Below are 26,784 nucleotides of genomic sequence, written 5' to 3'. Positions count from 1 at the left end.
GTTGGTGGCGAGTCCGGCCTTTCAGGAAAAAGGCCGGCCCGGCGTCGGCGTAAGCCTCGCCGGGCGCTGTCGCTATTTCTTGCGCTGCGGCGGTAGATCGGTACACACCCCGCCGAATACTTCGGCCGACATGCCGATCGATTCGCCCAACGTCGGGTGCGGGTGGATGGTCTTGCCGATGTCTTCCGGGTCGCATCCCATCTCAATGGCCAGACAGATCTCGCCGATCATGTCGCCGGCATGAGCCCCGACGATACCGCCGCCGATGATCCGGTGCGTGTCGGCGTCGAACAGCAGCTTGGTGAAGCCTTCCTCCTGGCCGTTGGCGATGGCGCGGCCGGAAGCGGCCCACGGGAAGACCGACTTGCCGAGTTTGATCCCTTCCTTGCCAGCCTCTTCCTCGGTCATGCCGACCCAGGCGACCTCGGGGTTGGTGTAGGCCACGCCCGGAATCACGCGAGCATCGAAAAAGGCTTTGTGGCCGGCGATCACTTCGGCCGCCACGTGCGCCTCGTGCACCGCTTTGTGCGCCAGCATGGGCTGGCCGACCAAATCGCCGATGGCGAAGATGTGCGGTACGTTGGTGCGCATCTGCTTATCGACCGGGATAAAGCCGCGATCGGTAACGATCACACCGGCGTTTTCGGCACCAATCAGCTTGCCGTTGGGGGCGCGGCCCGCGGCCACCAGCACTTTGTCGTAGCGCTGCGGACCACTTGGCGCGCTTTCACCCTCGAAGGTCACCCAGATACCGTCCTCGCGCGCTTCCACCGCCACGGTCTTGGTCTTGAGCATGATGTTGTCGAAGCGGTGGGTGTTCATCTTCTGCCAGACGCGCACCAGGTCTCGGTCGGCGCCTTGCATCAGACCATCCATCATTTCGACCACGTCGAGTCGAGTGCCGAGCGACGAATAGACGGTGCCCATTTCCAGGCCGATGATACCGCCGCCGATGATCAGCATCTTTTGCGGTACGTCGGTCAATTCGAGCGCGCCGGTGGAGTCGATGATGCGCGGGTCGCTGGGGATGAACGGCAATTTCGCCACGCGCGAACCGGCGGCGATAATGGCCTGCTTGAAGCGAACGATCTTCTTCTCGCCGGTCGTCGCCTTGCCGGGACCATCGGTCAGCTCGACCGCAAGGTGGTGCGGATCGACGAAGGTGCCGACGCCGCGCACGACCTCGACCTTGCGAGCCTTGGCCATGCCGGCCAGGCCGCCGGTCAGCTTGCCGACCACTTTTTGCTTGAAGCCGCGCAACGCGTCGATATCGATTTCCGGCTTGGCGAACTTGATGCCGTTGGCTGCCAACTCCATGACTTCATCCATCAGCTCGGCATTGTGCAACAACGCCTTGGACGGAATGCAGCCGACATTGAGGCAGACGCCGCCAAGGGTCGAGAACCGTTCGACAACCACGGTCTTCAGTCCCAGATCCGCCGCGCGGAAGGCGGCGGAATAGCCGCCCGGGCCACCGCCCAACACCAGCACATCGCATTCGACGTCTGCGCCGCCGCTATGGGTCTGCGCGGCAGGCGCCGCGGCGGGCGTGTCGCCGGTCTGGGTATGCGCCGAGGCGACGCCGCCGGTTTCGGTCACTTCCAGTCGGGCAATGACGTCGCCCTCGGAGACCTTGCCGCCGACCTGCACCAGTACTTCCTTGATCACACCGGCTTCGGCCGCCGGTACATCCATGGTGGCCTTATCGGTTTCCAGCGTCAGCAACGCGTCTTCGACGGCAATCGCGTCGCCGGGCTTGATAAAGATTTCGATGACGTCGACGCCGCTGTGGCCGCCGATGTCGGGGATTTTGAGTTCGACGATTTTGCTCATTTTTCTTTTTCCACTTACAGCATCAAGCGGCGAATGTCCGCCAGCGCCTGCGCCAAGAAGCTGGTAAAACGCGCGGCGGAGGCACCGTCGATCACACGGTGATCGTAGGACAGCGACAACGGCAGCATCAGCCGCGGCTGGAATTCCTTACCGTCGTAGACAGGCTTGATCGCCGATTTGGAGACGCCGAGGATCGCCACCTCCGGCGCATTGATGATCGGGGTGAAGGCCGTGCCGCCGATACCGCCCAGGCTGGAAATGCTGAAGCAACCGCCTTGCATGTCGGTAGGCAGAAGCTTGCCGTCGCGGGCCTTCTTGGCAAGCAGGGCCGATTCCTGCGCCAATTCGATCAAGCTCTTCTTATCGGCGTCGCGGATCACCGGCACGACCAGACCGTTCGGCGTGTCGGCGGCAAAGCCGATATGGTAATACTGCTTGAGCACCAGGTTGTCGCCGTCCAGCGAGGCGTTGAACTCGGGGAATTTCTTCAATGCGGCGACGCAAGCCTTGATCAGGAAAGCCAGCGGCGTCAGCTTGACGCCATCGGTCTTGAGCTCTTCGCCCATGCCCTTGCGGAAGGCTTCCATTTCGGTGATGTCGGCTTCGTCGAACTGCGTGACGTGCGGAATCATCACCCAGTTGCGCGCCAGGTTGGCGCCGGAGAGCTTTTTGATACGCGCCAACGGCTGGGGATCGATCGGGCCGAATTTGGCGAAATCGACCTTGGGCCACGGCAGCAGATCCAGGCCGACGCCGCTGCCCGATGCCGGGGCGGCGGCGACACTACCGCCTGCCATGATGCTCTTGACGTAGGCTTTGATGTCTTCTTCGACGATGCGGCCCTTGCGACCCGAGCCTTTCACCTTGGACAGGTCGACCCCGAGCTGGCGCGCCAAACGACGCGCCGACGGACCGGCATGCGCCTGGGTCAGACCGCTGTCGTCGGGCAAGGCGACGGCAACGGCGGCTGCGGGTACCGCGGCAATCGCCGCGGCCGGCGCACTGGGCACGGGCGCACTGGGCGCCGGCGCGGCAGGCGTCGAGGCGGGCGCAGGCGGTTCGACGGATGCGGCACTCGTGGCGACCGCTTCGATGCGGGCGATCACGTCGCCTTCGGACACCTTGCCACCAACTTGGATCAGCACCTCCTTGACCACGCCGGCATGGCTCGCCGGCACTTCCATCGTCGCCTTATCGGTTTCCAGCGTCAGCAGGGAATCGTCGATTTCGATGCGCTGGCCTGGCTGGATGAATACTTCGATGACGTCGACGCCGTTATGGCCGCCGATATCCGGTACTTTCAGATCGATCAGATTGCTCATATTGTCTGGTTCCACCTAGGGTGCCGGGTCGCACCCGGCACCAAATGTCTTCAAGGGAGGCTTATACGGTCCACGGCGCCGGCTTGTCGGCGTCGATGCCGTAGCGGGCCAGGGCCTCGGCCACGCGGGCGCGCTCGATCTTGCCCTCTTGCGCCAGGGCATTCAGCGCGGCCACAGCCACGTGGTAGCGATCCACTTCGAAGAATTTACGTAATTGCTTGCGCGAATCCGACCGACCGAAGCCATCGGTGCCCAGGACGGTGTAGCGCCCCGGCACGTAGCCGCGAATCTGCTCTGCATAGTTGCGAATGTAGTCGGTGGCAGCGATGACCGGGCCGTCGTGGCCGGCCAACTGGGCGGTCACATAGGGCACGCGCGCCTCCGCGGTCGGGTGCAGCAGGTTCCAGCGTTCGGCGGCCATGCCGTCGCGACGCAACAGGTTGAACGAGGTGGCGCTCCAGATATCGGCATTGACGCCGAAGTCGTTTTTCAGCAGATCGGCCGCGGCAATGACCTCGCGCAGGATCGTGCCGGAACCCATCAGTTGCACCTTGACGCCGGCATCGCCGCCGTCGCGCAGCAGATACATGCCCTTGAGGATGCCCGCTTCCGCGCCGGCCGGCATTTCCGGGTGCGCATAGTTCTCGTTCATCAGGGTGATGTAGTAGAAAACGTCTTCCTGATCGATGTACATGCGGCGCAAGCCGTCTTGCAGAATCACCGCCAGCTCGAAGGCGAAGGTCGGGTCATAGCTGATGCAGTTGGGAATCAGGCCAGCCTGGATGTGGCTATGGCCGTCTTCGTGTTGCAGGCCTTCGCCGTTGAGCGTGGTGCGGCCGGCAGTCCCGCCGAGCAGGAAGCCGCGCGCACGCATATCGCCGGCGGCCCAGGCCAGGTCGCCAATGCGTTGGAAACCGAACATCGAATAGTAGATGTAGAACGGAATCATCGGGATGCCGTTGTTGGCGTAGCTAGTCGCCGCGGCGATCCAGGACGACATGGCTCCCGGTTCGTTAATGCCTTCCTGCAGGATCTGGCCGTCCTTGGATTCCTTGTAGAACATCAGTTGATCGTGGTCTTGCGGCACGTAGTTTTGACCGACGGATGACCAGATGCCGTATTGGCGGAACATGCCCTCCATACCGAAGGTGCGCGATTCGTCCGGCACGATCGGTACGATCTGCTTGCCGATGTTCTTGTCCTTGAGCAGCGAACCCAACATGCGCACGAAAGCCATGGTGGTGGAGAATTCGCGCTCGCCGGAGTCCTTGAGTTGAGCATCGAACAGGTGCAGGCCCGGAACGGTCAGCGGCGCAGTCACCGGCTTGCGACTCGGCAGATAGCCGCCAAGCGCCGTGCGGCGCTCTTGCAGATAACGCATTTCAGGGCTGTCGTCGGCCGGCTTGTAATACGGCACTTCCGCCAATTGTTCGTCGGAGATCGGGATACCCAAACGGTCGCGCAGGCGGCGGATGGAGTCGGTGTCCATCTTCTTCGCCTGATGCGCGATATTCTGCGCTTCGCCGGCGGCCCCCATGCCGTAGCCCTTGATGGTCTTGGCCAAAATGACCGTCGGCCGTCCGCCGGCGTTGGTGGTGGCCTCGTGGTAAGCCGCGTAGACCTTGTGCGGATCGTGGCCGCCGCGGTTCAGCCCCCAGATTTCATCGTCGGACATGTTGGCGACCATGGCGCGTAGCTCCGGGTACTGGCCGAAGAAGTGTTCGCGTACATAGGCCCCGTCGCGGGATTTGAAGGTCTGGTAGTCGCCATCGACACATTCGTCCATGCGCTTCTTGAGCAGACCCTTGGAGTCCATGGCCAACAGAGGATCCCAGCGGCTGCCCCAGATGACCTTGAGTACGTTCCAACCCGCACCACGGAATTCGCCCTCGAGTTCCTGGATGATCTTGCCGTTGCCGCGCACAGGGCCATCCAAGCGCTGCAGGTTGCAGTTGACCACGAAAATCAGATTGTCCAGGCCTTCGCGCGAGGCCAGGCTGATGGCGCCGAGCGACTCCGGCTCGTCCATTTCGCCATCGCCGCAGAAGCACCAGACCTTGCGCCCCGGCGTGCGGGCGAGGCCACGGCTTTCCAGATATTTGAGGAAGCGGGCCTGGTAAATGGCCGTCAACGGCCCGAGGCCCATGGAAACGGTCGGGAATTGCCAGAAGTCCGGCTGCAGCCAGGGATGGGGATAGGAGGACAGACCATTGCCATCCACCTCTTGGCGGAAGTTGTCCAGGTCGGCTTCGCTAAGACGGCCTTCCATGAAGGCGCGCGCATAGATGCCGGGGGCGATATGGCCCTGGAAGTACACCAGGTCGCCGTCTTGATCGTCGTTGGGAGCATGCCAGAAATGGTTCAAACCGACATCGTACAGGGTGGCGGAGGACTGGAAGCTGGCAATATGCCCGCCCAATTCGAGCTCTTTCTTGCCGGCGCGCAGGATCATCGCCATGGCGTTCCAGCGGTTGATCGAGCAGATGCGATTCTCCAGCTCATGATTGCCCGGCGACTTGGCCTCGCGTCCGACCGGGATGCTGTTCTGATAACCGGTGGTCAGATGGAACGGCAAGTGGCCGCCTCGTTCGCGGGTCCGCTCGACCATGCTCTCCAGAAGGAAATGCGCTCGGTCGGCGCCTTCGGCATTCAGAACGGACTCCAACGCCTGCAACCACTCCTGGGTTTCCAACGGATCAATGTCTTGCGGCATGCTCTCAGCCATTTTCATACATCCTCATCATCATGTGCGGCCGGCCGGCTGCCGACCTGGTTCTTTGCACCATAAATATTCACTTATGAACATTTTGCGCAGTTTGCAGTAAATAATTGTTCGTTTTTGTTTGTATTTTTCGTTTTAGAAAAAAAGTGGGTATGCGCAGATGAGTTTAAAACGAATGATGTTCGTTTTGGAATAGCTTTTTAGGGTTTTCGCTCCAACCCAATAGCATTTTTGCAATTGCCGCGCCGCAACATGTTGCATTTTTGCTATTGCCCGTCGCCCTGATCGGTGCCATCGCGCTTGCTGTCGGCCACCAGTTTTTCCAATTCCCGTGAGCGAGCCTCGATCGAAGAGCGCAGGTAGAAATCATCGCCTGGCGCCTGGCTCGCCAGCCGGAATTGTTCCAGTGCCGGCTCATATTGCAACTCGAAGTACAGTGCATTGCCCAGCGCCGCGTGGTAGCGCAGCATGTCGCTATCGGCGTATAGCCGCGACTGCAGCCGATACAAGGCGGGATCCGCAGGCCACGTCTGCTGCAGATGGCGAATCTTCTGCAGGGCCTGTTCGCGCTGCCCCAGTTGGATCAGTAGATCGACTTCGTCGTCGGACAGCGGGCGGAATCCTGGGTAGCGCGCCAATCCGGTCTTATACGCCGCCAGCGCGCCGTCCCAGTTCTTGCCGGAGCGGTCGATGGCGGCCTCAAGAGTGTAGAGCATTGGACTGGCAGGCAATATTTGTCGTGCCTTGCCCAGCGCCTTCGCGGCCCCAGCCTGATCGTGCAGGCGCTCGCGTGCCATCGCCAGGCCATACCATTGCGCGCCTTCGTTCAAATATTGCCGGTTGGCGAGCGCGGTCTGGTAATACTTGGAGGCCTCGGTCGGCGCTAGTAGCTGGTTGCGGATTTTTTCCCGTACCAGCAGGTAATCGGTACCGCTGACCCGCATGCGTACCGGGGCATTCAGAGAACGGTTCTGGGCTTCGCTGATTCGCTCGACGGTCACGGGGTGCGTGCGCAGGAAGGCGTAGGCGTCGCCGCCGTTGAGATGCTCCGACTGCTGCATACGCGAGAAGAATCCAGGCATGTCGCGCACATCGAAACCAGCAGCGGCTAGGTATTGCATGCCGACACGATCCGCCTCGCGCTCGAAATCCCGTGAGAAAGAGAGCTGGTTGGCCAGCGTCAGCCCGATGCCAGCGTTGATCGTCCCCATGACGGCGTCCGAATTATGGGCGCGCGAGGCCAGCGCGGCGGCCACCAGGGTAGCAAGCAGGGTCAGCTGGTTGGGCAAGGTATTGGCTTGCATGCGCGCCATATGGTGCTGGGTGACGTGCGCCATTTCATGACCGAGCACCGAAGCGAGCTCGCCTTCGCTCTGGGAGGCCATGATCAGCCCCTTGTTGACGCCAATGTACCCGCCCGGCATGGCAAAGGCGTTGATCGAACCATCGTTCACGACAAAGAAGGTAAAACGGATGCCCGACCCGACCGCGCCCGCAGCCAAACGGGCGCCCAGGCTGTTGATGTACATGGCCAATTCGGGGTCGTCGCTGATGGCGTCCTGCTGCCGGAGTTCGCGCATAGCGTTGCGCCCGATGCGCGCTTCGTCAGCCAAAGACATGGACGCCTGGGAGACATCGCCCAAATCAGGCAACTCGGCGCGAACACCGCCAGCGATCAACAGCAAACCGATGGAGATCGTCGTGAGCAGGAAGGTTTTTTTCATGCGGACATGATATTCCGCATATTCGACACCTTGCACGCAAAACGATTAAGAAAATCTTGCATCTTCACACATCGTTTACATCGTCCTGGCCAATTCCTTCCGCTCCGCCGTCTCGTGGCGACGAAGACTTTCGTTGCCATACAGCGATTGCAGTGTCGACAGCATGGACATCGCTTCCCGACTCGCCACACTGTAGAAAATCCATTTGCCATCACGGCGCGTAGCCACCAGCCCCTCGTTTCGCAGTACGCCCAACTGCTGCGAAAGGGTCGGCTGCCTGATACCGGTCAGCCGTTCCAACTCAGAAACGGCCTTTTCACCCGAAACCAGTTGGCACAACAGCAACAAGCGATCTTCATTCGCCAGGCTCTTCAGTAGAGACGCCGCCTTGGCAGCATTTTTCTTTAGTTCAGACAAATCCATGACATATTTCCTTCGCGCCAGTGCGTGGTATGAGGGTGTGTTATTGGTTTAACTGCCAGGGTGAGCAAACCGGAGAAAAACGCTTGTGCAATCATTTACCGGTTCAATACAATGACACCATCCTAGTGAATGAGTTCACCCCTGTGGTTCGCCACTGGCCAAACGGCCTAGTGGCTTCCCTCGCCACATGCCTTGAAAATTGATGCGTGGCCTTGTGCCAATTCTCGCGTTACTATCTGCGTAATCGAAACCCGCCACTTCGACACCTGTCCTAATGGACAGCTACCGATGCAGCGGCCTGTAAGGAGACAGATGATGAGCGTGCTGGGCGCCATGCTCGAACACAATCGGACATTCGTAGACAATCACGAATACGAACAGTTCAAAACGGATAAATTCCCCGACAAGAACCTGCTGGTTCTCGCCTGCATGGATGCCAGGCTGGTCGAGCTCCTGCCTAAAGCCATGGGGCTGAAAAACGGCGATGCCAAGCTGATCAAGAATGCCGGAGCGCTGGTCACCCACCCTTGGGGATCGGTGATGCGCAGCATCGTGGTCGCCATCTACCAATTGCGCGTCGACGAAGTCTGCGTCGTTGCGCATATGGATTGCGGCATGAACGCCATCAACCCTGCCCAGGTTATCGAATCGGCGCAGGCTCGCGGCGTCAGCCCCCAAACCATCGACACCTTGCGTGCCGCGGGTATCGATCTGGATAACTGGCTGCTCGGCTTCAACAACGTCGAGGACAGCGTTCGCCACACCGTAGGCGTCATCCGCCAACATCCGCTGGTACCGCGCGATATCCCGGTACATGGGTTGGTCATTCATCCCGGTACCGGCGAACTCAAGCTGGTCGTGGACGGCAGAGCCGGAGCGGAGTCCTGACCATGCCGTTCCACCGTGTTGTCGGTATTTTTGGCGGCACGTTCGACCCATTTCACATGGCACACTTGCGCATGGCGCAGGCTTATCAGTCCGAAGCCTGTCTAACCGAGCTTCGACTGGTACCTGCGGGCGCTCCGTATCATCGCGGCGGCGCGGTGGCCAGTCCCGAAGATCGGCTTGCCATGGTTCGGCTCGGTGTCGCCGATGTGCCCGGCATGACAGTGGACGATCGTGAGTTACACCGTCGAGGCGCCACCTTCACTGTCGATACCCTGGCCGAAATTCGCGCTGAAATCGGCCCGACGGTACCGCTCTGGTTTCTTATCGGTGGCGATTCGCTGCTGCAGCTCGATCATTGGCACCATTGGCGGCAGTTGTTTTCGCTTGCGCACCTGGCCGTGGCGGTGCGCCCCGGCAGCGATACGTTGCCATTGCCGCCCGCCGTCGAGACCGAATGGCGCACCAGATTAAAACCACGGGCCCAAAACGATGTCGCCTCTGGTACAATTCTGCGCCTTACGCTGCCGCCGCTGGACTTGTCGGCCAGCGCCGTACGCGACGCGGTGGGAAGTCGCCAGCCGATCTCGCATCTGGTACCACCGCCCATCGCCTCCTATATTCAAAATCACGGGCTCTACCTGCACACACCCAGTCAGGGCACGGGATGTAACTCATAACGATAGATGCATCGCAGGACGATGCATCCAGTTTCTCTGGAAGGGACTCATGGAAATCTCGGAAATCGTGAAAGTGGCGGTCGATGCCCTCGAAGACGTCAAGGGCAAAGACATCATCGAATTGGACACACGCGATCTGACCTCGCTGTTCCAGCACCTGATCGTTTGTACCGGCGACTCGAACCGACAAGTCAAGGCTTTGGCCAACAATGTCAGTGTCAAGCTCAAGGAAGCCGGCGTCGAGATCATCGGCAGCGAAGGCGAGGAGTTCGGCGAATGGGTATTGGTAGATGCCGGTGATGTCGTCGTCCACGTCATGCTGCCCGCCGTGCGCGATTATTACGATATCGAAGCCCTGTGGGGTGGAGAGAAGCCTTCGTTCGTTCCGGCCGGCGCAAAGCCCTGGAAAGTGCTCTAACGGCACTTGCCCGCTAACGGGAACTGCATGCGGATCACCATTCTGGCCGTCGGCACTAAAATGCCGCGGTGGGTCGATGACGCCTTCTCCGACTACGCCAAGCGTTTCGGACGCGACATCAGCCTGGAACTGAAAGAAATCAAACCGGAAAAACGCGGTGGCGGCGTCACGGCGGAAAAAGGTATTGCCGCGGAGCACGCCCGCCTGCTGGCAGCCATTCCACCGCGGGCGACGCTGATCGTGCTGGATGAGCGCGGCAAGAACTGGACCACGGTACAGCTCGCCCAGCAGATGCAACACTGGTTGCAAGATGGCTGCGACCTCTGCTTCGTCATTGGTGGGGCAGATGGGTTAGCGGCCGAACTCAAGCAAAAGGCCGACACCCTGTTGCAATTGTCGGCCATGACCATGCCGCACGGCATGGTGCGGGTCTTGCTGGTCGAACAGCTATACCGAGCCGTCAGCATTCTCAACAACCACCCTTACCACCGCGAGTAGTCCTGCCCATATGGCCGGCTGCGCTGGCCTTCCATCCAGGCGATGATTAGCATGCCGTATTCTTCGACTGGAATCCGTCCATGCGTCTACCGCTGTTACTCGTCGTTGTGCTCCTGCCGATTGCGCCTTCCGCTGCGCTTGGCGACACATTGCTGGGTTATACCGATGCCAATGGCGTGTTGCACTTGTCGAATCAGCCGCAGAGCCCGGCCTATCGGCCGCTCGTGCCAGTCCACGCAGCCGATCCGCCGCCGACACTGGATGAGCTGATCGGTAAGACGGCGTACCGCTTCGGCATAGATCCTCATCTACTGCATGCGCTGATCCAGGTTGAGTCTGGCTATGATGCGCACGCACGTTCCGCGAAAGGCGCCGTCGGGCTGATGCAACTCATGCCCGAGACCGGGCGACGTTTCGGCGCTACCGCGCTCTACGATCCCGCGGACAATCTGCAGGCGGGCAGCCGTTACCTCTCGTGGCTGTATCGACGCTTTGATGGCGATCTTCCTTTGACCTTGGCCGCATACAACGCCGGTGAAGGCGCGGTGGCCCGTTTCGGCAACCGGATCCCCCCATATCCGGAGACCGCCGGTTACGTCGCCAAGGTACTTCGGCAGTATCGAGCCCGATCGGGCCAAGCGGCCCTCGCCTCGGCCGCCGTGCGCGAAGTGACGATTCTCAACGATGACGCACTTTCGGTCACCGAGCGCTGGTGACATGCGCTAGAGATGAATGCCCAGCATCTCGCCTAGCGGATCGGCCAGGTCGCGGTAATGCGCCTTATGATCGTATACGCCCAATAGCCCTGGAAACGACTGGGGTGAATGGAAGATCTGCCGCGCCTTGCGCGAAGTCAGTTTATGCATGCGCAGTATGCGACCATCCCAATGCACCACGCGCGGTTCCTCCGCATCCAGCAATACATCCAGCACTTGATGGATGCTCTCCATCAATACCACCTTGCTGCGTACCCGGTTTTCGCCACAAACGAATGTCGACATCGTCAGTCTCCTGATCTGGGTAGATGCTGCGTCCAACAATATATAAATATTACTTATATGTTTTTAAATTAAACGCTACACAGTCTAGGGAGAGTCTGAATTTATCGCAAGCTTAATTAGGACAACGTCATTAAAGTAAATAAAAATAAAAAAAACCCGATGTCATCGGGTTTGGATGGTACTTTCCCCTACTTCTAGGTAGGAATGATCGACGGGTACGGATCAGTGCGCGAGCTGGTGAGCCAACACCCGGAGTGTACGCCAGGGCTCTCCTTGCTCCACCCCTTTGATCTGCCGGTCGACCTGTGCACAGGTTTCAAGCGCCTGCATCAACCGACGCGCACCGATACGCCTCAGGGCCGGCTCAGCCAGTTTCTGCTTATTGCCCCATAGCCGCAGCTCGCGCGACAGATCGCGCGCATTGCGGCCATCCTTGAGCCCCTGACGCAGCCGCAGCAACATGCGCACATCCTCGCTGAACGACCACAACACCAGCACCGGCGCCTCTCCCTCGGCTTCCAACCCCTCCAGCATACGCAGCGCCCGCGCCGCATCGCCTTCGAGCCAGGACTCGGACAGATGGAACACATCGAAGCGGGCAACATTGGCGACCGCTTCGCGCAACATATCGAGCGTCAGTTCTCCCCGCGGATAAAGCAGCCCCAGCTTGTCGACTTCTTGACGAGCCGCCAGCAGGTTGCCTTCCACACGATCGACGAAGAAAGCCAGCGCCTCCGCAGACAACGTCTGCCCCTGCGCCTGCAGGCGGCGGCCAATCCAACCAGGCAAGCTCTGCCGGTCTACCAACCCCGCCTGCAGAACCACTGCCGACTTTTCCAGCGCCTGGAACCATTTGCTTTGCTGCTGCTGACGATCCATCTTGGGCAACAGCACCAGCGTGATCGTGTCCTCGGGTGGCCGATCCGCCAGGTTGATCAGCGCCTCCGCACCCTCGGTGCCCGGCTTGCCGCTCGGAATGCGGATCTCCAAAACCTTGAGAGAAGCGAACAGCGAAACGCTGCTCATGGCGTCCCGAAGCGACGACCAATCGAAACCCGCCTCGACCGCCAGCACCTCGCGCTCCAGGTAACCCTGCCGTCGAGCAGCATCGCGAATCTGATCGGCAGCCTCCAACGCCACCAGAGCTTCTTCGCCGTGGATCAGGTACAGCGGCGCCAAGCCGCGCGTCAGAGCGGCCGACAGCGCCTCAGGGCTGAGAGACGGCATTGTTGGTCTTGGCGTCAGGCGGTGCCACACCGGCAGCGGCCGAAGCGGCGTCGCGCAGCATCTGGTTATTCGATAGCCGATAGATCATCAACTGTGCCACATTGCGCGCCATATCGCTCCACAGCAGCGCCTCTTCCTGATCCTTGCCCAGCACCGCTGCATCGTTGTAAGTCATGGTACGGGACTGGTTCAGCACGATATCGCGCCCCGCCTGCATGCCGTTGATCCACAACTGCGCAGTGACACGGTAATTCAGCCGGTATTCATTGGCCTTGCCGCTCCGATCGATAGCCGACAGGTCCTTGTCGCGCTTCTCATCGATAATGCGCAGCACGCCATCCGCTCCTTTGACCGAATCGACCACGGTCACGTTCGGGTAGGACTTCAGGGCCGTCGTCACCTGCTGCGCAACCGGCAATGTCGAATCGATATACAGCCGCGTAAAGGGGAACGTGCGCTGAGTCGAATCGCCCAGGCCACGCAGGTGGAAACCACAAGCGGCCAGCACCACGGCGAACGCCAAGGCGGACAGCAACGTAAACAATCGGGTCATGGGTAAACCTTTGCAAAGCGAAGGTGGGCAAAGCGCCCACCTTCAGATGGATTTACACGACGATATTCACCAAACGGCCGGGCACCACAATCACTTTCTTCGGTGCTTTGCCTTCCATGAACTTCTGCACATTGGCATTCGCCAGTGCGGACTGTTCGATGACGGCCTGACCGGCATCGGCAGCCACCACCACGCTGCCGCGCAGCTTGCCATTGACCTGCACCATCAGCTCGACCTGGCTCTTGATCAACGCGGCCTCATCCGCCTTGACCCAGGTCTGCTCCAGCAGACGGGTACCCGGCACCAATTCGATCCACAGCGACTCGGCGATGTGCGGCACGATCGGCGACAGCAGGATCACGGCAGACTCCAACACCTCCTGTGCCACGGTACGGCCGACGTCGCCCGTGGTATCGGTCTTGTCGTAGGCGTTGAGCAATTCCATGACGGCGGCGATCGCCGTGTTGAACTGCTGGCGGCGGCCATAGTCGTCGGACACTTTCTGAATCGTGGTGTGCAACTTGAAGCGCAAGGCCTTCAGGCTATCGGACAACTCGCCATCGCGGTAACGCGACGCGGCACCAAGGTTTACGTGCTCGTACACGGTTTTCCACAGACGGCGCAAGAAGCGGTATGCACCCTCCACGCCGGCATCGGACCACTCCAGCGACTGATCCGGCGGCGCGGCGAACATCATGAACAGACGAGCGGTATCGGCGCCGAACTTCTCGATCAGGTCCTGCGGATCGACGCCGTTGTTCTTCGACTTGGACATCTTTTCGATGCCGCCGATCTGTACCGGCAAGCCATCGACACGATGGGTCGCCTTGACGATCTTGCCCTTGGCGTCGCGTTCGATCACCACATCGACCGGTGCGATCCAATCCTTGTGTCCGCCCTCGACATCGCGATAGAAGGTTTCGCACACCACCATGCCCTGGGTCAACAAGCTGGCGAACGGCTCGTCGCTCGACACTAGTCCCTCGTCGCGCATCAGCTTATGGAAGAAGCGGGCGTACAGCAGATGCAAGATGGCATGTTCGATGCCGCCGATATATTGGTCGACCGACAGCCAGTAGTCGGCGGCCTTTTTGTCCACCATGGCATCGGTGCAGTTGGGCGAGGCATAGCGCGCGTAATACCAACTAGACTCGACGAAAGTATCCATGGTATCGGTTTCGCGTCGGGCCGCGCCGCCGCAGCTCGGGCAGGTCGTGTCATAGAATTCGGGCATCTTGGCCAACGGCGAACCGGCGCCGTCCGGCACCACGTTCTCCGGCAACACAACCGGGAGTTGCGCCTCCGGTACCGGCACATCGCCGCAATGCGCGCAGTGAACGATCGGAATCGGGCAGCCCCAGTAACGCTGACGGCTGATGCCCCAATCGCGCAGACGGTACTGGGTACGCGGTTCGCCCAGCCCCTTGGCCTTGAGCACCTGGGCCATGCGATCGAACGCCCCCTGGTAATCCAGACCGTCGAACTCGCCGGAGTTGCACAAGATACCGTACTCGGTAAAGGCACTCGCCAACGGCTCGGCCAAATCGGCGCCATCGGCCGGACGGATCACCGTCTTCATCGGCAGGTTGTATTTGTGGGCGAATTCGAAATCGCGCTCATCGTGGGCAGGCACAGCCATCACAGCACCTTCGCCATAACCCCACAGCACGTAGTTGCCGACCCAGACCGGCACATCGGCGCCGGACAGTGGATTCTTGACCGTCAGCCCGGTCGGCATCCCCTTCTTCTCCTGGGTGGCCAGATCGGCCTCGGACACGCCACCTTTCTTACACTCGGCAATGAAGGCAGCCAGTTCGGCATTGCCTTCGGCTGCACGGGTAGCCAGCGGATGCTCGGCGGCAACCGCCACATAGGTCACGCCCAACAGGGTATCGGGGCGCGTCGTGTAGACCTTGAGCACCTCGGCGGAACCGTCGCCGTAGGGGAAGGCGACTTCCATGCCACGGCTCTTGCCGATCCAGTTGCGCTGCATGGTTTTAACTTGTTCCGGCCAACCGTCCAGCTTATCGAGATCATTCAGCAGCTCATCGGCGTACTGGGTAATCTTGAAGTAATACATCGGGATTTCGCGCTTTTCCACCAAAGCACCGGAGCGCCAGCCGCGACCGTCGATGACCTGCTCGTTGGCCAACACCGTCTGATCGACCGGATCCCAGTTGACCACCCCGGCCTTCTTGTAGATCACGCCCTTCTCGAACAGCCGCGTGAACAGCCACTGCTCCCAGCGGTAGTAGTCCGGCTTGCAGGTCGCCAGTTCGCGGTCCCAGTCGATGGCCAGCCCCAGGCTCTTGAGCTGGTTCTTCATGTAATCGATATTGGAATAGGTCCAACCGGCCGGCGCCACGTTATTCTTCATTGCGGCGTTTTCCGCCGGCAAGCCGAAGGCATCCCAGCCCATCGGCTGCAGGACGTTGAAACCATTCATGCGCTTGAAACGCGACAAGACGTCGCCAATGGTGTAGTTGCGCACATGGCCCATGTGCAACTTGCCCGACGGGTAGGGGAACATCGACAGGCAGTAGTATTTCTCGCGCGTGCTGTCTTCGACTGCCTGGAAAACCTTGTTCTTTGCCCAATACTGCTGTGCCGAGGTTTCAACCTCGTGCGAAGTGTAATGTTCTTGCATGCTGGTCCCGGGAAATAATCTTTGCCTGAAAGTCAATCCGACGATTATAGCCGGGCAAGCGCGAAGCGCAGAAGCGGGCCGCGAGGATTTGTCGCGCGAACGACGTCAATTCGCGAAAAAACCCATCCGATTCAGATCGAACCGTGTGCCAGAAACAGCTTGAAGCGCTCAAGCCGATCCATCAACGCAGCCAAGATGGCGGGCTCCCACATCGAATGCCCGGCAGCCTCCACCAGACACAACTCAGCCTTCGGCCAGGCACCGGCCAGCGCAAAGGCGCCATCCGGCGGGCAAATCACATCGTACCGCCCCTGAACGATGCAGGCCGGCAGATGGGCGATACGCCCGATGTCTCGCAATAATTGGTCAGGTTGCAGGAATAGCCGATTGACGAAATAGTGCGCCTCGATACGAGCAAGCGGTAATGCGAGGTAGGCGCTGGCGGCGCGCTCGATGGCCTCGGCGCGCGGCTGCAGCGACACGCAATGGGTTTCCCATGCGGCCCAGGCCTGGCACGCCGGCAAATAAACCGCCGGGTCGGACGACGTTAGACGCCGGTAATACGCAGCCAGCAGATCGTGGCGCTCGTCCTGGGGAATCGGTGCGACAAACCGTGCCCAGGCATCGGGAAAGAAACGCCCCATGCCGTGCAAAAACCAATCGACATCACTTGGCCGGCCAAGAAAAATGCCGCGCAAAATCAAACCGCAGACCCTGGCCGGATAGGCTTGGGCATAAGCCAGCGCCAGCGTACTGCCCCATGAACCGCCGAACACCAGCCAACGCTCGATACCCAGCATTTCGCGCAGGCGCTCGATATCCTGTATCAGCAGATCGGTGCGATTCGCGTCGAGCGCACCGCGCGGCACCGAACGGCCACTGCCCCGTTGATCGAACAGCACCGCGCGGTAAAACCCCGGGTCGAACAACTGGCGGCACATCGGCGCGCAACCATCGCCCGGCCCGCCATGTAAATACAGCACCGGAAAGCCATCTGGGCGACCGCACGTTTCCCAGTACATCTGATGCGCCTCGTCGAGGCACAACATGCCGCTGGCGTAAGGGGAAATGGCAGGATAGAGCATGGCGACAACGCTCCCGGATCGTCGGAAAATTAATCTGATCGCATTGTGCGCGACGCATCGTCGCCAACGCAAACGTTTGTCGGCACGCGCGTCGGGAAGCGGAACAGCCCGGACTCGGTCACCAGCCAGTCGAGCCGAATATCCCAAGCCTCGCGCGGCACCCGGGCCACACGCTGGCAATCGAAAGCGACCCCAACCAGCAGTGGCCGCCGCCGACCGGCGGCATGCAGCGACGTATCGTAAAATCCGCCGCCCTGCCCAAGCCGAAAACCTTCGGCATCCACCGCCAAGAGCGGCACGAACAATACATCCAGCCGCTCGACGCGCAGTACCGGGCCGGCATATTCGATCATCGAGTAGCGTGGGTGGCGATACCAGCGATCCTCCGGCCCCAGACGGGAAAACCATAACCGACGCCCACGCTCGGGAATCACCGGCAGGTAGATCTCGGCACCGCGACGCAACGCGCTGCTCATCAGCGATTCGATGTCCAGTTCGGAGCCGGCGGCCAGATAACCGCCGATACGCTTGCCGCGCCGCACGAAACGCGCGGCCATGCGCGCGATTTTCTCTTCTGCGCAGCGCCGGTCACGGGGCGAGAGCGACAAACGCGCACGGCGCACAGCACGGCGTAGCGCAAGCTTGTCATCGGGCGCCGGGGACGGGATCGGAATTGTCATATCAGGGGAAACCATCATCCGCCAGAGGGGTGGGACGATCGGAAAGGAGGCCCCCGCGAGTGCCGTTCGGGCTAAATTCGCTTGAACCCTGTCTCCAGGGGGTCGCCTGCCTCACACATCGGGCGCATCCTAAAAGGACGCGGCGCGCCAGTGCTACTCAATGCCAGCAACCAAGCGAACGCATTGGTTCAAAGGAATTTTTGAGCCGTCACGAACACCGCAGGGGGTAACCGGTAAATCTGTCGAAAGCGGCAATCACTCGAACAGCGACTGCTGGCTTTCTTGCAAGGCCGCTTCGGCCGCCTCGCTCATATTGCGTATTCTACGTTGAAAGGCCGCCATCTCCAAGCCTTCTCCCACTTTTGTTTTTAGCAAGTCGTGGGCGATATTCAACGCCGCCATGATGGCGATCTTGTCGGCATCGACAATCTTGCCCTGGCCGCGAATGGCTTCGATCTTCTCTTCCAACAAATGCACCGCCTCAAGCAACGTGTCGCGCTCGTCGCTCGAAGTACCGATGGTGAAATGCCGCCCCAGGAGCGACACATCTACTTGCACGATTTCGCTCATGCGTCCTCCTCGGCGCCGGGCAGGCGCTCTATCAGCGAGGCCACGCGCTGGCGGGTTTCCTCCAGGCGGAAATGCAGATCCGCATTTTCCTTCAGGGCCTGCGCCAACGCTTCCGCCAGACGGGTGTTTTGCCCACCCATCTCGCCGATGCGCGTGATCAGTCCCGACACCCGGGTTTCTAACGATTCAAGTTCTTTGTCCATGGCGGCGAGCATAGCCAACGCTCAGCGAGGCGTCAAACCAAGCACCCGGCGCGCACGGTCCAGCGTGGCGCAAATGGCCTCAGCCCCCTCTGCCAACCTCGGCCCGGGGCGGCTGGCCAGGTCGACATCGATCGCGTAGCGCGTGCCATGCGCCACGGCGGGAATAGCCTTCCAGCTGTCCCAAATCGCCAGCTCCTGTGTCGAAGCCGCCAACATCACCTGAGGCTTGCCGGCGACAACCGCCTCGCGACCGACCTGTGGCGCAGGCGCCGCCAGCGCACCGAACAGATTACGGCCGCCGCACAGTTGCAATACCGCACCGATGTAACTGGCGTCGCTGACGGTAAACAGCGGCGCCTGACTCATCTGATAAAACACCGACACCTGTGGCCGGCCGTGGTAGCGGGTGCGCAAATCGGCGATCTTCTGCCGATACGCCGCCGCCGCACGACTGGCTACCGGCTCCGTCCCGCTGAGTTTACCCAACGCCAGCAACTCGCCGGCCACATCGTCCAACGCCAGCGGATGGCTGACGAACACCGCCACCTGGGCATCGCGCAGGCGCTGCAACAACTGCGGCGCCGTGCCGTCCTTCCACACCACCACCAGATCCGGCCGCAGACGCAGAATCGCCTCCAGGCTTACCCCCATCAGATCGCCCACCCGAGGCAAGCGCTTGGCCGCAGGCGGGTAGTCGCTGAACGCGACCGTACCCACCATGCGCGCCCCCGCGCCGGCGGCATACGCCAACTCGGTGGCGGAGGGAGCCAGGGTGATGATGCGCTGCGCCGGCTGCGCCAACGTCACCGGCGCACCGGTGCCGTCGCGGGCGGTGACTTGGGCGTGGGCAGCCAGCCCCACGCACAGGAACAACAACACGGCCAGCCGCTGCAGCACAATTTGCATGGTGGTTATGCTCATCAGAACTTCAGAGTGAGTGATGCCTGGAAGTTGCGTGGGTCGGCCGGATAGACTGCATATCCGGTTCCTGACCCTTTCCAAGATGTGACACCGTAGTTTGCATAATGGCGATTCAACAGGTTATTGACGCTAAACGAGCCGGACAACTGGCGGGTAAACTGCTGTGTCAGCTTGGTGTTGACCACGGTATAAGCCGACAACTTGGAGGTGTACTGATTACCCCAGTCGTTGTCCATATATTGTGTGCCAACATATTGGGCATCCAGACTCAGGCTTGTACTTTCACGCACATCCCAAGACACGCCAGCATTCGCCATCCACTGCGGCACCATGGGGATCTGCTTACCGACCAGACTGGTTCCGTTGTAAACACCCTCCATGAACTTCGACTTCTGCCAAGTCAAGCTGCCATGCAGACCCACGGTCTGCGCCAAGCGGGTACGCCCCTCCAGCTCAATCCCCTCATGACGGGTCTTAGGCAGGTTGACGTTGTAGCCCAGATATGGCGTTGGCAGATACACAATCTCGTTGGTCAGATCCGAACGGAACACATTGGCCCGGGCTGAGGATAGTCCGAGCTGCCATTCAATACCCATCTGCTGGTCATGCGAAAGCTGCGGCAGCAAGGGTCCATACGACCAACTCATTTCATCCGCCTTGCCCAGGCGGAAACTTTGAGCTTGGTTGGCAAACAGGCTCCAATTGCTACCCAGCCGTTGGCGCAAGCCCAGTTGCCAGGCATGCAATTCTCCCTGCGTGGCATAGCTGACACCAGCTACTTTTGAAAGGTCATCCACACGCTGGGACCGTCCTCCGACCGTAACACGAGCGCCCTGCCACAGGCCCAGCTCGGCCTCGGCAAATAGCGATTGGCGGCGCACCTTGACCGATGTTGGCACCCCTCCGCTCCAGGCATTGGTGGCATTGCCATACAGCCAATCCGTGCCGACGGTCAGCTTGTTCTCAGCCGGTAATGGCAGAACATAACGCAGACTGCCTTCATCCGAACTGCTCACCTGATGATTTGCAGCAGTACCGCCCCAGCCATCCAGACGCTTACTCAGTGTCGAGGCCTGAAAATACAGCCGGCCGACACCAAAGCCTTGATCCCCCTGGAGACCAACCTGGTCTGTCTTGACGAAGGAGTAATCATTAGGCGTTGATGTGCCGGTAGGGTTGGAGTCAAACTCGTTAGTCGCACTGGCCGGATCTACCAGACGGTCACCCGCCAACCGCAGACTGTCACTGCTGGAGCGCGCATAAATCCGTACTTGGCCATCGTCCAGCTTCAAATTCAGACCAAGGCCGCCGCCATCCCGCCTCTCGGCATTGTTCTGGCGATAGTGGTGGGTATCCATCGACTGGACATAGCCATCCAAGCTCACACGATCCCCCGCCAGGTTGAAACTGGCATCGGTCTGACGCAGATTGAAACTACCCACTGTCTGGGTAATTTGTGCACTGTTCTGCGCACGATAACCGGCCTTGGTAATGATGTTGATCACACCACCGGTGGCGCCACTACCATACTGAACAGCCCCGCTACCGCGCACGATTTCGATCCGATCGATGCTGGCCAAAGGAATAAAGCTCAAATCGGGAGCAGACAGGTCATTGCTACTCTGACGAACACCATCCACCAGCACCAAGGTATTGCTGATGCCAGTGATGCCGAAGCCGTGTAAGTCGAATGAAGGATTGGCCCCACCCATATTGAACACATTGACACCGCTGCTTTGCGACATCACCTCCTGCACCGTGCGCGCACTACTATTCGCAATATCCTGGGCCGTAATGACGCTGACGCTGACCGGCGCCACGCCGCGCGCTTGCGGCACGCCGCTGGCGGTCACCACCACATCGCCGCCGTCGAATTCGGGAAGGTCTTCCGCCAGCGCCGCGCCGGCGAAGCAAAGCGCGATCAGGGCCGCGCCGTGTTTGAGTTGAAACATTATCTGCATCCGTAGCTTTGTAATGACGGAGCGCAAAGGACGGGCAAAACCACAAACTTCATGCCGACAGACATGCAGACCGTGTCATCGCTTCCCCGCGACACTCCAGGTATTGGGTCGGTACGCGCATCCACTCGCGTCCGTGTCAGGCCGGTCTCCGGGCTCGGTCTCTGGCTTCGCGCCTTCCCACCCGAGGGCAGTGGCTGGTTGCGAAGCCCTGGCGCATCGCGCCGGACCTTACCGTTGCGGGGGCAGCGCCGGTCTCGCACCGGCTTCCCGTTTCACTCGCCCGGCCGGATGGCAGGGCAAGCACCTAACGCGTGGCATTATACCTCGCGGTAGTTGCCAGACTACTTGACTTGGAATAAGGTCATAAGCCTTTGTCGCAAATGACAGAACTCATCATGAACCCGTATACCCTGACGCTATTGCGTCACGGCGAAATCGATCACCAAGGCCTGCTGACGGGGCAACGCGACGTGCCGCTAACCACCGAGGGTGGCGCCGCGATGGATCGTAGTTGGCAACAGATCGCTGCACTGGCGCCGGTGTCCAGCATGGCCACCTCGCCCTTGGCACGCTGCCGGGAGTTCGCTGTGCGCCGCGCACTGGCGGCCTCGGTGCCGCTCAAGGTCGACGAGCGTTTCGCCGAATTCGATTTCGGCGACTGGGACGGCCGCGCGCAGTCCGAGTTGGCAACGGCCGAACCGCACTGGGAACAAGCTTGGCAAACGGGGAAACTGGCGTTGCCGGGCGGAGAGTCGCCCGAGCGCTTCCACACTCGGGTACTGAGCGGATTTTCAGAATGGATTGCCGCATCTCGCGGTTGTCATCGCGTGCTGGTGACGCACGGCGCGGTGATCACCACACTTTTGGCGGAACTGCTCGATATGGAGTTGGCCGTGGCACGGCTGATTACCGTACAGCCAGGTGGCTTCGTGCAGTTGTCGATTCTACAGGCTCACCCGGCCTATCTGATGCGCCTGGATGCGCCGCTACCCGGCTAAAAACGAACAGGGGCGGATACGCCGCCCCTTTACGAGTGATGCATGCCTCAACGGGAACAAGCGACCGTCTGCAGGGCGATCCCCGGCGTCAGGCGCTTTTGCAACGCAGAGAGCGCATGCAGCTGGGTATCGTTCAGCCGCTTGAAATCGAGCCGTGTCGCCGAGGCCTTGCCACGAGCCAATATCGCACCCTTGTCGTAGCCGGCCTTCTTCAAACGATCGATCAACGCCTGGGCCCCATCCTGCTTACCAAACAGTCCCAACGACAATGCGCCCTTATATTCGCCCTCGTTCTGCACGGCATAGTTGTCGAACCCCTTGTCCGCAAGTTCGGCGGACAGCGACGCGGTGACAGCCTTGGTCGGAATGTAGACCCAATAACGCAGGTTCCCGGCCGCCTTGCCTTCGAGCGACTGGCTGCTGATCTGATCGGACGCCAAGTGCACGCTGTACAGACCGCCCTTGACGCGCGCAAGCAGCGCGTCGTTCAGTCCGCCCCATTGGGCGCATTGCACGGCCTCGTCCTTGTCGGCGCGATGGGCCGGCGCGGAGGCGGTTTTTTGCGGCTTATCGACAACCTTGGCCGGTGCGGAGGCCGCCTTCTTGGGCTTGTCGATAGCCTTGACTGGCGCCGAGTCGGCCTTATTGGGCTTCTCGCTCGCCTTGGCGGGCTGGGGTTTGACCGTCTTACCGACACCGGCCGGCGCCGAGGCGGCCTTGCCTAACGGTGAGGACGTGGTTTGCGCCAGCGCCATCGGCGCAGAAGCCGAGACAGGCTCGGAGGCGGCCAACGGCGCCGAGGAGGCTGCATCCGGCCGCCAGTCAGCCGGCAACACCTTGAGCTGCTCCGGCGAAACTTCATGGCTATGAATATCCACGGGATCGTGCTGACGCAGCATTAGCACCGCGCCGACAAAAAGGTTCAATGCCACGACCAGGCCCAGAAACCACTTCATGTCTTGTCCGCCACTTCTAATAAACCGGTAAGCACCAGATTATCCACGATCTGACAGGGGCTTGCGAGCAGGTCGACAACTCTGGATGCATCGCCGCCACTCAGAAGTACCGGCGGCAACGGACGGCCCGTGCGCGCAGCCAGACGTTGGCGGGCGCGCTCGATGGCGCCGGCCATGGCTTCCAACACGCCCGTTTCCAGCGCATCCCCTGTACAAGTCGGAAATGCAGACCACTCGCCGACAGGCTGATCGAGACGCGCGGTATTACCGGCCAAGCCGGCAAGCATCACCCGATAACCCGGCATGATCAGTCCGCCCAGATAGTCGCCCTCGGCAGTCAACGATTCGATGGTCAGTGCAGTGCCGGCACTGGCCACAATCACGTCGCCCGCTACCAAGCGACGCGCCGCCAGCACGGCCAACCAACGATCCACCCCCATCTGCGCCGGTTCGACGTAATGATTGCGCACGCCAGCGGCCGAATCCGTGGTCTGAATCCAAACGATCGGACACGGCGCCTGCTCATCGATGCGCCTGCGCAAGGCCGGCTGCACGACCGATGCACCGACGGCCCGGCTCAATGTAAAGCCCGACCAGGCGGCGGCCAGTGCGGCTATATCGGCATGGTCGACAGCGCCTTCGCCACACTTGGCGGTGCCGTGAAAAACGGCCCACTTGATGCGGGAATTGCCTGCATCAATCACTAGGATCATGCCATGCTCCGCAGGCTGACTTCTCCGACATGAAAGATTTTCCGACCGCCTGCGGTATCCACCAACAAGGCACCGTTCTCCGCCACTCCGCGAGCGACTCCCTCGATCGGCCCGCCATGCGAGAAACTCAGTCGCACCGGTTGATCCTGGTGCGCCGACATCGCCATCCATTCATCGGCAAACGGTGCAAAACCTTGGGCTTCGAACGTCGTCAGCACAACGTGCAGCTCATTGAGCAACAGTGCCAACAATCGGTTACGGCTGACCGCTACGCCGCAAGATTGCAGCGCGGCAACCGCCTGATCCACACCTTGCGGCTCATGCAAATTGATACCGATACCGATGACCACCGCGGCAGGCCCGAGCGCATCGCCGGACAGCTCGATCAAAATGCCGGCCATCTTCCGGCCATCGAGCAACACATCGTTGGGCCACTTGAGCTCTACCGGGGCGCCTAATTGGCGCAAAACGCGTGCCAGCGCCAAGCCCACAGCCAGCGACAAGCCGGCGAGTTCCGCCAGGCCGCGGTCGAAGCGCCATAGCAGGGAAAACATCAGGCAATCGCCCAAACGGGCTTGCCAACGGCGGCCAAGCCGGCCACGGCCGGCGCTTTGCAGTTCGGCCGCCAGCACGAGGCCATGTAGACCATCGCTGTTGGCGCGGCTCAGCAATTGGGTATTGGTCGAGTCGACCTGATCGGCGACGGCAATTGTCCACACATCGCTGCAAGCCGCCGTCAATCCACTTCGAATCGATGTCACATCCAGCCAGTCGAATGGCTGCGAAAGCCGATACCCTTGGCCGCGCACGCTAAAGACAGGCAGGGCGAACTCGGTTTGAATCGCATGCACCGCCTGCCAAATCAGTGTGCGCGAGCACCCCAGCTCGTGGGCGATTGCCTCGCCGGAGTGAAATTTACCGTCGGACAATGCACGCAGGACTGCAAAGGGCCAATCAGCCATGCCCCGGCTCCGATGCACGAATTTTCTTCAGCGTAGCGGTCGTTGAGGTATCGAACAGGAAGGGAATCGAGTGCACCGCACCGCCGCGCGCCAGGGTTTCGTTCGAGCCGACAATCTGTTCGATCTGCCAGTCGCCACCCTTTACCAATACTTCCGGTTTAACCAACTCGATCAGCTCAGCGGGCGTATCGGCATCGAACCAAGTCACCAGCGAGACACACTCCAGAGCGGCAATGACAGCGGCACGGTTCTGCAACGGGTTGATCGGGCGATCCGTCCCCTTGCCGAGGCGGCGAACGGAATTGTCCGTGTTAAGCGCCACCACCAGACTCTGACCCAGACTACGTGCCTGAGCCAGATAGGTGACATGCCCGCGGTGAATAATATCGAAGGCGCCGTTGGTAAATACCAGAGGGCGGGAAAGGCCGGACAAACGTGCGATCAGTTCGTCCGGGGGACACAGTTTTTGCTCAAACAGCGGGGTTGGGTACGACATTGGGCTCCTTCAGACTCGCCGTCAATTCTTTGCGGTAACGATTCAGCACCTGAATCGTTTCAATCGGCCGCTCAAATAGATTGGACAAGTTGCGAAGGATACCACCCACCACACGCGCCTCCCAAGTATCATCAAAGTGGATTTGGCGCGAAAGCCATTCTTCCAGCCAGGCAGGGTCGGGTAAACGCGACTGCACCGTATCGTTGGGGAACAGGCTTTCATTGACGTGCAGATTGGTCGGATGCAGCGGTTTGTTGGCACGCGCGGACGACGCCATCAGCAAACCGATCTTGGCAAAAGCAGCGCGGGCCTCGTTGCCACAGCGTTCGATCGCCCTTTTCATGTACTTGAGGTAAGCACCGCCATGGCGGGCTTCGTCCTGCGACAAGGTCTTGTAGATATGCTTGATGACCGGTTCTTGGTGCCAATCGGCGGCACAACGGTACCATTGGGTCAGGCGAACTTCACCGCAAAAATGCAACATCAACGTTTCCAGCTGAGGCGCGGGATCGAACTCGAAGCGCACGGCGTGTAGCTCTTCCTCGCTGGGCAACAATTCGGGGCGGAATCGACGCAGATACTCCATCAAAACCAACGCGTGCTTCTGCTCCTCGTAGAACCAGATCGACATGAAGGCCGAAAAATCGGAGTCGTCGCGGTTATCGCGCAAAAACATCTCGGTCGCAGGTAACGCCGCCCACTCGGTAATGGCGTTCATCTTGATGGTCTTGGCCTGCTCTTCGGACAGTTTGTCAGCGTCGAATTGACTCCAAGGGATGTCCTGCGCCATATTCCAGCGCGCTTTTTCCAGCTGCGCAAACAGTTCGGGGTACAACATGGCCTCTCCTCTGAGGATCTCTGAGGGGTCGATTGTAGGACAGGACGTCAAGGAGTGAAAGCGTTCTTTTGACTTTAATCAAAGTTTTTTTGCTGAAATTGCCATCAAGACCAGCCTAGAGGAAAGCCAAGCGTGCTGAGCCCGTAAAAGCAAAAAGCCCAGACCTAATGGTCTGGGCTTTTCTCAAGAGGCGTCTGGCAGTGTCCTACTTTCACACGGCGAATGCCGCACTATCATCGGCGCTAAGGCGTTTCACGGTCCTGTTCGGGATGGGAAGGCGTGGGACCACCTCGCTATGGCCGCCAGACATAAACTGTTTACAAACTGTAGAAGCCGAATTCGGTAGTATTTCTTGTATCGAGCGCAAAGTCTCTCAAATGATAGGATCAAGCCTCACGAGCCATTAGTATCGGTTAGCTTCACGCCTCACAGCGCTTCCACACCCGACCTATCAACGTCCTGGTCTCG

26 protein-coding genes, 2 rRNA genes, 1 other RNA gene and 1 riboswitch are annotated in these 26,784 nt (G+C 60.3%); of the genes, 6 read left to right on the top strand and 23 right to left on the bottom strand.

The features are described from left to right. Positions 1–72: 72 nt before the first annotated feature. The 5 genes from lpdA to DFP86_RS05505 form a co-directional block, all read right to left on the bottom strand. The gene (gene lpdA, locus DFP86_RS05525; protein ID WP_133679018.1) at positions 73–1,833 is read right to left on the bottom strand and encodes a dihydrolipoyl dehydrogenase; all 1,761 of its coding nucleotides are present in this window, start codon (positions 1,831–1,833) and stop codon (positions 73–75) included. A gap of 14 nt (positions 1,834–1,847) precedes the next feature. Next, positions 1,848–3,155, bottom strand: coding sequence for a dihydrolipoyllysine-residue acetyltransferase (gene aceF / locus DFP86_RS05520; protein WP_133679017.1), 1,308 nt, complete (start codon positions 3,153–3,155; stop codon positions 1,848–1,850). A gap of 61 nt (positions 3,156–3,216) precedes the next feature. Further along, complete coding sequence (gene aceE, locus DFP86_RS05515; protein WP_133679016.1) at positions 3,217–5,880, bottom strand: pyruvate dehydrogenase (acetyl-transferring), homodimeric type; 2,664 nt, start codon at positions 5,878–5,880, stop codon at positions 3,217–3,219. A 263-nt stretch (positions 5,881–6,143) separates the two neighbouring features. Further along, the gene (locus tag DFP86_RS05510) at positions 6,144–7,601 is read right to left on the bottom strand and encodes a M48 family metalloprotease (RefSeq protein WP_133679015.1); all 1,458 of its coding nucleotides are present in this window, start codon (positions 7,599–7,601) and stop codon (positions 6,144–6,146) included. A 75-nt stretch (positions 7,602–7,676) separates the two neighbouring features. Beyond that, positions 7,677–8,024, bottom strand: coding sequence for an ArsR/SmtB family transcription factor (locus DFP86_RS05505; protein ID WP_133679014.1), 348 nt, complete (start codon positions 8,022–8,024; stop codon positions 7,677–7,679). Positions 8,025–8,339: 315 nt separating this feature from the next. On the opposite strand from DFP86_RS05505, the gene DFP86_RS05500 reads away from it, so the two are divergent. The 5 genes from DFP86_RS05500 to DFP86_RS05480 all read left to right on the top strand — a co-directional run bounded on the left by DFP86_RS05500 (position 8,340) and on the right by DFP86_RS05480 (position 11,221). After that, positions 8,340–8,912 (top strand): beta-class carbonic anhydrase, encoded by a 573-nt coding sequence (locus tag DFP86_RS05500; protein ID WP_133679471.1) that lies wholly within the window; start codon positions 8,340–8,342, stop codon positions 8,910–8,912. Between the two features lie 2 nt (positions 8,913–8,914). Further along, complete coding sequence (gene nadD / locus DFP86_RS05495) at positions 8,915–9,589, top strand: nicotinate-nucleotide adenylyltransferase (RefSeq protein WP_133679013.1); 675 nt, start codon at positions 8,915–8,917, stop codon at positions 9,587–9,589. Positions 9,590–9,638: 49 nt separating this feature from the next. After that, on the top strand, positions 9,639–10,007 hold the full coding sequence (gene rsfS / locus DFP86_RS05490) for a ribosome silencing factor (protein WP_133679012.1): 369 nt from the start codon (positions 9,639–9,641) through the stop codon (positions 10,005–10,007). Positions 10,008–10,034: 27 nt separating this feature from the next. Further along, entirely contained in the window at positions 10,035–10,505 is a 471-nt protein-coding gene (rlmH, locus tag DFP86_RS05485; RefSeq protein WP_133679011.1) for a 23S rRNA (pseudouridine(1915)-N(3))-methyltransferase RlmH, read from the top strand. A gap of 80 nt (positions 10,506–10,585) precedes the next feature. Continuing rightward, positions 10,586–11,221: a lytic transglycosylase domain-containing protein gene (locus tag DFP86_RS05480; protein ID WP_133679010.1), complete on the top strand. Its 636-nt coding sequence runs from the start codon at positions 10,586–10,588 to the stop codon at positions 11,219–11,221. 6 nt (positions 11,222–11,227) lie between these two features. Here DFP86_RS05480 and DFP86_RS05475 read toward each other — a convergent pair whose 3' ends face one another. The 11 genes from DFP86_RS05475 to DFP86_RS05425 form a co-directional block, all read right to left on the bottom strand. Further along, entirely contained in the window at positions 11,228–11,506 is a 279-nt protein-coding gene (locus DFP86_RS05475) for a hypothetical protein (RefSeq protein ID WP_243729312.1), read from the bottom strand. A gap of 222 nt (positions 11,507–11,728) precedes the next feature. Next, positions 11,729–12,733 carry a DNA polymerase III subunit delta gene (gene holA / locus DFP86_RS05470; protein WP_133679009.1) on the bottom strand — a complete coding sequence of 335 codons (1,005 nt, stop codon included), beginning with the start codon at positions 12,731–12,733 and terminating at the stop codon, positions 11,729–11,731. Further along, positions 12,714–13,286: an LPS-assembly lipoprotein LptE gene (locus DFP86_RS05465; protein ID WP_133679008.1), complete on the bottom strand. Its 573-nt coding sequence runs from the start codon at positions 13,284–13,286 to the stop codon at positions 12,714–12,716. Before DFP86_RS05465 ends, holA begins: the two co-directional genes overlap by 20 nt. A gap of 52 nt (positions 13,287–13,338) precedes the next feature. Next, positions 13,339–15,933 (bottom strand): leucine--tRNA ligase, encoded by a 2,595-nt coding sequence (gene leuS, locus DFP86_RS05460; RefSeq protein WP_133679007.1) that lies wholly within the window; start codon positions 15,931–15,933, stop codon positions 13,339–13,341. Positions 15,934–16,064: 131 nt separating this feature from the next. Then, positions 16,065–17,018 carry a prolyl aminopeptidase gene (gene pip, locus DFP86_RS05455; RefSeq protein ID WP_133679006.1) on the bottom strand — a complete coding sequence of 318 codons (954 nt, stop codon included), beginning with the start codon at positions 17,016–17,018 and terminating at the stop codon, positions 16,065–16,067. A 29-nt stretch (positions 17,019–17,047) separates the two neighbouring features. After that, entirely contained in the window at positions 17,048–17,698 is a 651-nt protein-coding gene (locus DFP86_RS05450; RefSeq protein ID WP_133679005.1) for a 5-formyltetrahydrofolate cyclo-ligase, read from the bottom strand. 46 nt (positions 17,699–17,744) lie between these two features. Beyond that, positions 17,745–17,927, bottom strand: a non-coding RNA gene (gene ssrS, locus DFP86_RS05445) — 6S RNA. Positions 17,928–17,953: 26 nt separating this feature from the next. Beyond that, positions 17,954–18,268 carry a cell division protein ZapA gene (locus tag DFP86_RS05440; RefSeq protein ID WP_133679004.1) on the bottom strand — a complete coding sequence of 105 codons (315 nt, stop codon included), beginning with the start codon at positions 18,266–18,268 and terminating at the stop codon, positions 17,954–17,956. Further along, positions 18,265–18,471: a hypothetical protein gene (locus DFP86_RS05435; RefSeq protein WP_133679003.1), complete on the bottom strand. Its 207-nt coding sequence runs from the start codon at positions 18,469–18,471 to the stop codon at positions 18,265–18,267. The genes DFP86_RS05440 and DFP86_RS05435 overlap by 4 nt, the downstream gene beginning before the upstream one ends. Positions 18,472–18,492: 21 nt before the next feature. Continuing rightward, the gene (locus DFP86_RS05430; protein ID WP_243729311.1) at positions 18,493–19,392 is read right to left on the bottom strand and encodes a cobalamin-binding protein; all 900 of its coding nucleotides are present in this window, start codon (positions 19,390–19,392) and stop codon (positions 18,493–18,495) included. Beyond that, the gene (locus DFP86_RS05425) at positions 19,392–21,344 is read right to left on the bottom strand and encodes a TonB-dependent receptor (RefSeq protein ID WP_166642163.1); all 1,953 of its coding nucleotides are present in this window, start codon (positions 21,342–21,344) and stop codon (positions 19,392–19,394) included. Before DFP86_RS05425 ends, DFP86_RS05430 begins: the two co-directional genes overlap by 1 nt. Before the next feature lie 131 nt (positions 21,345–21,475). Next, positions 21,476–21,676, bottom strand: a riboswitch (cobalamin riboswitch). A gap of 72 nt (positions 21,677–21,748) precedes the next feature. Here DFP86_RS05425 and DFP86_RS05420 point away from each other — a divergent pair. Then, positions 21,749–22,351, top strand: a complete 603-nt coding sequence (locus tag DFP86_RS05420) for a histidine phosphatase family protein (protein ID WP_133679001.1) — start codon at positions 21,749–21,751, stop codon at positions 22,349–22,351. A gap of 47 nt (positions 22,352–22,398) precedes the next feature. On the opposite strand, the gene DFP86_RS05415 is transcribed toward DFP86_RS05420, so the two are convergent. The 7 genes from DFP86_RS05415 to DFP86_RS05385 form a co-directional block, all read right to left on the bottom strand. Then, positions 22,399–23,307 (bottom strand): ribosomal eL19 family protein, encoded by a 909-nt coding sequence (locus DFP86_RS05415; protein WP_133679000.1) that lies wholly within the window; start codon positions 23,305–23,307, stop codon positions 22,399–22,401. After that, positions 23,304–24,020 carry a type III pantothenate kinase gene (locus tag DFP86_RS05410; RefSeq protein ID WP_133678999.1) on the bottom strand — a complete coding sequence of 239 codons (717 nt, stop codon included), beginning with the start codon at positions 24,018–24,020 and terminating at the stop codon, positions 23,304–23,306. Before DFP86_RS05410 ends, DFP86_RS05415 begins: the two co-directional genes overlap by 4 nt. Continuing rightward, positions 24,017–24,982: a biotin--[acetyl-CoA-carboxylase] ligase gene (locus tag DFP86_RS05405; protein WP_133678998.1), complete on the bottom strand. Its 966-nt coding sequence runs from the start codon at positions 24,980–24,982 to the stop codon at positions 24,017–24,019. Before DFP86_RS05405 ends, DFP86_RS05410 begins: the two co-directional genes overlap by 4 nt. Further along, positions 24,975–25,478, bottom strand: coding sequence for an adenylyltransferase/cytidyltransferase family protein (locus DFP86_RS05400; protein WP_133678997.1), 504 nt, complete (start codon positions 25,476–25,478; stop codon positions 24,975–24,977). The genes DFP86_RS05405 and DFP86_RS05400 overlap by 8 nt, the downstream gene beginning before the upstream one ends. Continuing rightward, the gene (locus DFP86_RS05395) at positions 25,453–26,316 is read right to left on the bottom strand and encodes a ferritin family protein (RefSeq protein WP_133678996.1); all 864 of its coding nucleotides are present in this window, start codon (positions 26,314–26,316) and stop codon (positions 25,453–25,455) included. Before DFP86_RS05395 ends, DFP86_RS05400 begins: the two co-directional genes overlap by 26 nt. Positions 26,317–26,508: 192 nt before the next feature. After that, positions 26,509–26,623 (bottom strand): 5S ribosomal RNA (gene rrf / locus DFP86_RS05390). Between the two features lie 75 nt (positions 26,624–26,698). Beyond that, positions 26,699–26,784 (bottom strand): 23S ribosomal RNA (locus DFP86_RS05385); the annotation flags it as partial.

Source organism: Paludibacterium purpuratum (assembly GCF_004363805.1).
GTDB lineage: Bacteria > Pseudomonadota > Gammaproteobacteria > Burkholderiales > Chromobacteriaceae > Paludibacterium > Paludibacterium purpuratum.
This window is presented reverse-complemented; position numbering and strand designations above follow the sequence as displayed.